Source organism: Pseudomonas sp. EL_65y_Pfl2_R96, assembly GCF_963970905.1.
Lineage (GTDB): Bacteria > Pseudomonadota > Gammaproteobacteria > Pseudomonadales > Pseudomonadaceae > Aquipseudomonas.
The window spans coordinates 1-512 of the sequence record NZ_CAXAQH010000232.1; the positions used below are offsets into that span (position 1 = coordinate 1).

The following is a 512-nucleotide window of genomic DNA, read 5'->3' on the forward strand; positions in this document are numbered from 1 at the left end:
CTGATCCATTCGGCGATCATTGCGGGCTTGTCCTCGCCTTCGATCTCGACCGTGAATTCGTTGGTCTGCTGCCACTGGCCGGGGCGCTTTTCGTCGAAGCTCAAGAGCTTGAAACGACCGCGCACGCGCTTGCCCGAGCGGACGGGCTGCAGGAAGCGGACCTTGTTGCCCCCGTAATTGACGCCCATCTTGACGCCTTCGATCTCGACGCCGTCGATGATCTTGGACGACAGTAGCGGCATCAGCGACAGCGTGAGGAAGCCGTGCGCGATGGTGCCGCCGAACGGGGTCATCGCCGCCATTGCCGGGTTGACGTGGATGAGCTGGTGGTCGCCAGTCGCATCGGCGAACTTGTCGATCATTTCCTGGCTGACCTCGACCCAGTCGGACACCTGTTCGGTGCCGATCCGGCCTGCCATTTCCTGGACTGTAACGGTCGTCACGGCATTCCCCTGAAGCTGATTTCGTCGCATAGGCGCGGCCAAGCAAATGGCATCCGCCGTGCCTGCGCG

At 62.3% G+C, this 512-nt stretch carries 1 protein-coding gene; it reads right to left on the reverse strand.

The genetic code is table 11. The features are described from left to right. A partial coding sequence (locus AACY49_RS30375; protein WP_445262679.1) for a MaoC family dehydratase occupies positions 1–443 on the reverse strand: 443 nt, incomplete at its 3' end. Between the last annotated feature and the right edge of the window lie 69 nt (positions 444–512).